Origin of the sequence: Bradyrhizobium sp. (assembly GCF_017881085.1) — a bacterium.
Lineage (GTDB): Bacteria > Pseudomonadota > Alphaproteobacteria > Rhizobiales > Xanthobacteraceae > Bradyrhizobium.
Genome location: NZ_JADGRI010000348.1, coordinates 1 through 5,405 on the forward strand (window position 1 = coordinate 1; position 5,405 = coordinate 5,405).

General features: G+C 62.7%; 6 protein-coding genes. 1 reads left to right on the plus strand and 5 read right to left on the minus strand.

Features of this window, described 5'->3' with window-relative positions; all coding sequences use genetic code 11:
- The 5 genes from QZ213_RS24070 to QZ213_RS24090 form a co-directional block, all read right to left on the minus strand.
- The coding region (locus QZ213_RS24070) for a branched-chain amino acid ABC transporter permease (RefSeq protein WP_291688580.1) at nt 1-714 on the minus strand (714 nt) is incomplete at its 3' end.
- A gap of 66 nt (nt 715-780) precedes the next feature.
- On the minus strand, nt 781-1,950 hold the full coding sequence (locus tag QZ213_RS24075) for a substrate-binding protein (protein WP_291688581.1): 1,170 nt from the start codon (nt 1,948-1,950) through the stop codon (nt 781-783).
- 52 nt (nt 1,951-2,002) lie between these two features.
- Nucleotides 2,003-2,833, minus strand: coding sequence for a nitrilase family protein (locus QZ213_RS24080; RefSeq protein WP_291688585.1), 831 nt, complete (start codon nt 2,831-2,833; stop codon nt 2,003-2,005).
- A 300-nt stretch (nt 2,834-3,133) separates the two neighbouring features.
- Entirely contained in the window at nt 3,134-3,748 is a 615-nt protein-coding gene (locus QZ213_RS24085; protein WP_291688582.1) for an ANTAR domain-containing protein, read from the minus strand.
- Nucleotides 3,745-4,911, minus strand: coding sequence for a transporter substrate-binding domain-containing protein (locus QZ213_RS24090; protein WP_291688583.1), 1,167 nt, complete (start codon nt 4,909-4,911; stop codon nt 3,745-3,747). Before QZ213_RS24090 ends, QZ213_RS24085 begins: the two co-directional genes overlap by 4 nt.
- Nucleotides 4,912-4,978: 67 nt before the next feature.
- On the opposite strand from QZ213_RS24090, the gene QZ213_RS24095 reads away from it, so the two are divergent.
- Nucleotides 4,979-5,194, plus strand: a complete 216-nt coding sequence (locus tag QZ213_RS24095; RefSeq protein ID WP_291688584.1) for a hypothetical protein — start codon at nt 4,979-4,981, stop codon at nt 5,192-5,194.
- Nucleotides 5,195-5,405 lie beyond the last annotated feature (211 nt).

Sequence of the window (5,405 nt, forward strand, 5' to 3'; positions counted from 1 at the left end):
GATGCAGGACAGTCCGAGCGTCAGCAGCGAGCCGCCCGAAATCATCACCAGCATGAAGGCACCGATCAGCCAGGACAGCCCCATATTGGGATCGACGCTGGCCAGCGGCGTGATCAGGGCGCCCGCGGTCGCGGCGAGACCACAACCGATGCCGAAGGTGATCAGGCGGACCCGTGTGCTGTCGATGCCCAAGCCTTGCGCCAGCGTCTCGTTCATGATCACGGCGCGTGTGGAAAGACCGAGCCGCGTGCCGTTGAGAAGCCCAGTGAACAAGGCGGCGATCACGATCGCCGCCACCACCATCAACAGACGATAGCCCGAATAGTCCTCGCCCAGGATCATCACCGTCCCGGAGATCGGAGACGGCACGAACTGCACTTCGCGCCCGAAGCCGAGCGTCACCAACTGACCGATCACGATGCTCAGCCCCCAGGTCGCCAGGATTGCATCCAGCGGCCGGCCGTAAAGCCGCCGCACCACGACGCGCTCGGCAACGGCCCCGATCAGCCCGCCCGCGAGAAAAGCCAGCGCGGGCGCCAGCACCGGCGGCAGCCCGAGGCGTGAGGCCACCAGCGCGGCGTAGGCCCCGACGGTGATGAAGGACGCGTGCGCGAAATTGATGATCTTCATCACGCCGAACACGATCAACAGACCGGCGGAAACGATGAAGAGGATCGCAGCGGTGGTGACAATGTCGAGGGCGAGCGTGATCATGCGGACGAACCGAATTGAGCCGGGGCGGAAGAAGGCAGTTCCCTCCTCCGCCGCCGGCGTTTCACGTCAAGGCTTCAGGTTCGGGCACTGCGCGCCCGGATCGACATTGGGAAAGCTCTTGATGACCTTCACCGAACCATCAGCCTGCACCTGGCCGAGATACATGGTCAATGGCGCGTGATGCTGCTTTGACATCTCGATCTTGCCGCGCGGACCTTCCACCGAGACCTCGCCGAGCGCCTTCAGGACCTTGGCCTCCTCGGTGCTGCCGGCCTTTTCCGCCGCGGCCTTGTAAGCATAGACCGCTTCATATTCCGGTACCGAAAGATCGTTCGGGGTCTTCAGCTCGGCCCCGAATTTCTTCTGCATGGCGGCCAGGAAGCTCTTGTTGGCGGCGCTGTCAATGCCGGTCACATAGGAGGCCGAGAGATAGATGCCTTCGGCGTCGGTCCCCATGCCCTTGGCTGTGCCCTCGTCGACCGCGAGGTTGCCATAGGGAAGCGCGACGCCGGCGGCGCGAAGTTGCTTGGTCAGGGTGACGTTCGGCGCTCCGCCGGCCGTCGACGTAATCAGCGCATCCGGCGCCGCGCTCTTCAGTTTCGAGATAATCGATGTCCAGTCGCTGCCGTCCATCGGCAGATATTCCTCGCCGACCACCTTGCCGCCGGTCTTCTCGATATAGGCCTTGGTGAAGGCCAGCATGCCGCGACCGAACGCGTAGTCTGAGCCGATCAGGAAGAACTTCTTGGCGCCCTTTTCCTTGTTGAAAAAATCGACGATCGGCGGCACCTGCTGTTCCGGCACCCAGGCATTGACATACATGAACGGGCTGCAGGACTTGCCTTCATAGAACGACGTATAGATGTAGGGCACCTTGCCGCGCGCCACGATCGGGAGCGCCGCGTTGCGCGCCGCGCTCGTCTCCATCGAGATCAGCACGTCGACCTTCTTTTGAAACACGAGGCTGTCGAACGCCTTCTGCGCGCCGGCCGCGCCCGAGGCGTCATCGGCGACTTCCAGCGCCAGTTGACGGCCAAGCACCCCGCCCTTTGCGTTGATCTCCTCGACGGCGAGTTGGGCCGACTGCACCACGGAGGGTGCGACGACGCTGTTGGCGCCGGACAGGCCGACCGGCACGCCGATCTTGATCGGCTCCGCGGCAAGTGCGGGAGCAGCGAGGAGCGTGGTGCAGGCCGCGGCGGCAAGCAAAGCCGAGAACGAACGAGTGGGTGTCATGGATCAATACTCCTGGGGTTAAGTGGACGTACGGGATGCGAGACGATGGGGATCAGTACCAGCCGCGCTTCGCACCGGAGCCGAGCATCTCGTCATAGACGTCGGCGCGGCGATCACGCAGAACCTGGTTGAAGGCGTTCCAATTGCGTTTACGCCGGGCCTCGCCGAGATCGACTTCGGCGATGAGGATGTCTTCCGCGTCCCGGCTGGCCGGCCCGACGACAGGCCATCCGGTGTAACTGACGATCAGGCTCTGGCCCTCGAAGGGCTGCCCCCGCTCGACGCCGACGCGATCGGCGCAGGCGATGAAGATCGAATTCGAATGGGCCGCCGCCATCGCCAGGATGTTCGCCATGGCTTCACGCCCTTCGGCTTGCCCGGGAATAGGAACCCAGTTGGTCGGCACGCAGACAATATCCGCGCCCTGCAGGGCGCAGAGCCGGAACGTCTCCGGGAACCAGCCGTCGTAGCAAATCGCAACGCCTATTCGGCCGATCGGCGTGTGGAATACGGGAAAGCCAAGATTGCCGGGCTCGAAGAACAAGTTCTCCTCGTTCCAGAGATGCACTTTCCTGAACGTGCCGATATAGCCTTCGGGGCCGATCACGACGGCGCTGTTGTAGAGATCAGGCCCGGATCGTTCGGTAATGCCCGCGACGATATGCATGCCGTGCCGCGCCGCGCGCTCCGCCCAGGCGTCAACCGACGGCCCGCCGGGAATGTGCTCGGCAAGGCCGAATGCCTCCTCGCGCGAGGCGAACATGTAACCGGTATTGGACAATTCCGGCAGCACGACGAGGTCGGCGCCTTGCGACGCGGCCCGATCGATCAGTTCCAGGCTGTGCGCGACATTGGCGGCGACGTTGCCGAAAACCGGTTGCATCTGTATACAGGCGACCTTGATCGATCCGGCCGCTGGTGAGGTAGAGACCTGCGAGGTCATCGCGCCAAACTCCCTGGTGCGAGCAAAACAAAAAAACCCCGATAGCGCCGTCAGGCACCGATCGAGGGCTACATAGCCAGATGTTGAAGCGGCCGACCGGCCGCCGTGACGATCTCGACCGCAAAGGTCGAACACCGCCAACGTTCGAATTACAGCAGTAACGCGATCCCAATGTCAATCATGGCGCGGGATCGAATTATCGGCAGCGATGATGACGTATTGTGCAAACGACCTAGCGTCTCAGAGTTCGTCGATCAAACCAAGGCCTGCCATCACATCCTGCGCGCCGATGATGGTGATGGCGATCTGGGCCATCGATAATCGCTTCTGCGTCGCCTGCGCGCGGATCAATTCATAGGCCTCGGCCTCGCCGATCTTCTTGAGTGTCACCAAGATTTTCACCGCCTTGTCCACATCGCGGCGCGCCTTCAATGTCTCTTCGAGTTTCTGCACTTTTCCCTCCAGGCGCCGGGTATAACCGTGCAGCGAGCGGGCGAGCACAAGCGAGGAGAGGATGCCGAACGAGCGGATCGGCTTGTTGATGACGCCGTGCGCGTTGCTGTCGAGCAGCCGCCGCAGCACCGTCGGATTCTCGTAGTCGACGATCGCGACGAAGGTCGGCCCGTCGTCGGACGCAGAAGCGACGAAAGCCGGCGTCTCCGCGGTTTCTACCAGATGGAACACCGTGTCGATGTCCTTGGGTAATTCGACCGGCGGTGGCCATATTCCGCGCACGTTGCAGCCGATGCGCTTCAGCTGATCGAGCAGCGCATCGCCTTCAGCGTCGCGCGGGTGCACGACCAGGACGCGCGCGCCGCGCAGCTCTTCAATGAGGCGGCGGATGCCTGGCTTCATGCGACCGATATCTCCTCTCCGATCCAACGCCCGCCGAGCGGCGATACCGCGAGATAGGGATCCGGCTTCACCGCCGCCTTGGCTTCCCAGACCACATCGAATCCGCCGTCGCGCCGAACCCGGCCGATCCGCGGCGTCAACCAGGTATGGTTGTTCTCGGGATCGATCTGGATGGTGCCTTCTGGCGCCTCGAACGAAAGGCCGAGCGCCGCCTCGACCAGCCGCTGGGTGTCGAGCGTTCCGGCCCGCTCCAGCGCCAGCGCGAACAGATTCACTTGGGCATAGGCGCCGGCGCTCCACATGCTGATCGGCTTGTCGGCGCCAAAGGCGCGATGAAAGTTTTCCGCAAACCGGCGATTGCTGGAGCCTCGCAGCGACCCGAAATGCGTCGCCGCCGTAATGTGTCCCTCGCACAGCGCCGCTCCGATAACTTGCACCTCGCCTTCGGCCATGGTCAAGCTGGCAATCGGCATCGATGCCGGATCGAGCCCGGCCTCGCGGTAGAGCCGATAAAACATCTGCGCGGAGCGTCCGACAATGGTCGAGAACACCACATCCGGCGCCAACTCCTTGGCCCGCACTACGATCTCGCGCAGGCGCTGCTCAGACGCCGCCATGGGAACGTAGACTTCATCGACGATTTTGCCGCCGTAGGATTCGACGAGATCGCGCATGATGCGGTTCGATTCACGCGGATAGATGTAGTCCGAGCCAGCCATGAGCACCCGACGCCCATGGTTACGGACGAGATATTCGGCGAGCGGAAAGCTGTTCTGATTTGGCGACGCCCCGGTATAGATCACGTTGGGCGAATATTCGAAGCCCTCATAGAGCGACGGATACCACAACAGTCCGTTGCGGCGTTCGATCGCCGGCAGCACCGCCTTGCGTTGCGCCGACGAGCTGCACCCGAAGATCACGGAAATGCCGTCATCGGTCAAAAGACGATCGGCCAGACGGCGATAGGTCTCCGGGTCCGATTCAGGATCGTAGGCGACTACTTCGATTTCGCGCCCGAGGACTCCGCCGGCCTGGTTGATTTCCTGGATCGCCAGGGCCGTTCCCAGGAAGTGCTCGGTCTCGGTGACGGCCGTCAGCCCCGTGCGGGAGAACAGGACACCTACCCTCCACGTGTCCGACAGAGATGCAGTACTGCTGACCATGGTCACGCCCTTCGCCGAAAACCCCAGAATGTCCAACCGTTAGCAATCCCGGCGCGATGAGTCACTATTGAGAAGCTGGTGCGGCGCGCACTATCGTGGCACAGGCCTGGCGCTGAAGCACATTCTTGCGCTGCTAGAACGCAAGGGCGTGGTCGCACAGGGCGAAGTGGTGAAGGCTCTGGATGGCGCGCTTGATGAGCTGCAGAGTTTGCGCAAAGGCGTGATGGCGCCGGACGCCACGCCAGAGGCTGGCCGGGCGATCGGTCTGCTTTATGTGCGCTAATTCTGAAACTCTAATTCACCAATCCTCCACAGCGAACGGCTCGCGGCCTCACTCTTGATCCGCGTGAACCCGCTTGCATGGGTCGCAGCGGAATACGGTGATCGCCGGGTGCCGTCCAAAGCCTTTAAGTTTGCTCAGAAGTTTCATTGGTTGCCCGCACGACGTGCAGAGTCGAGCGGGCGGGGCGGACGCGGGTGGCTCAGTTTCCATT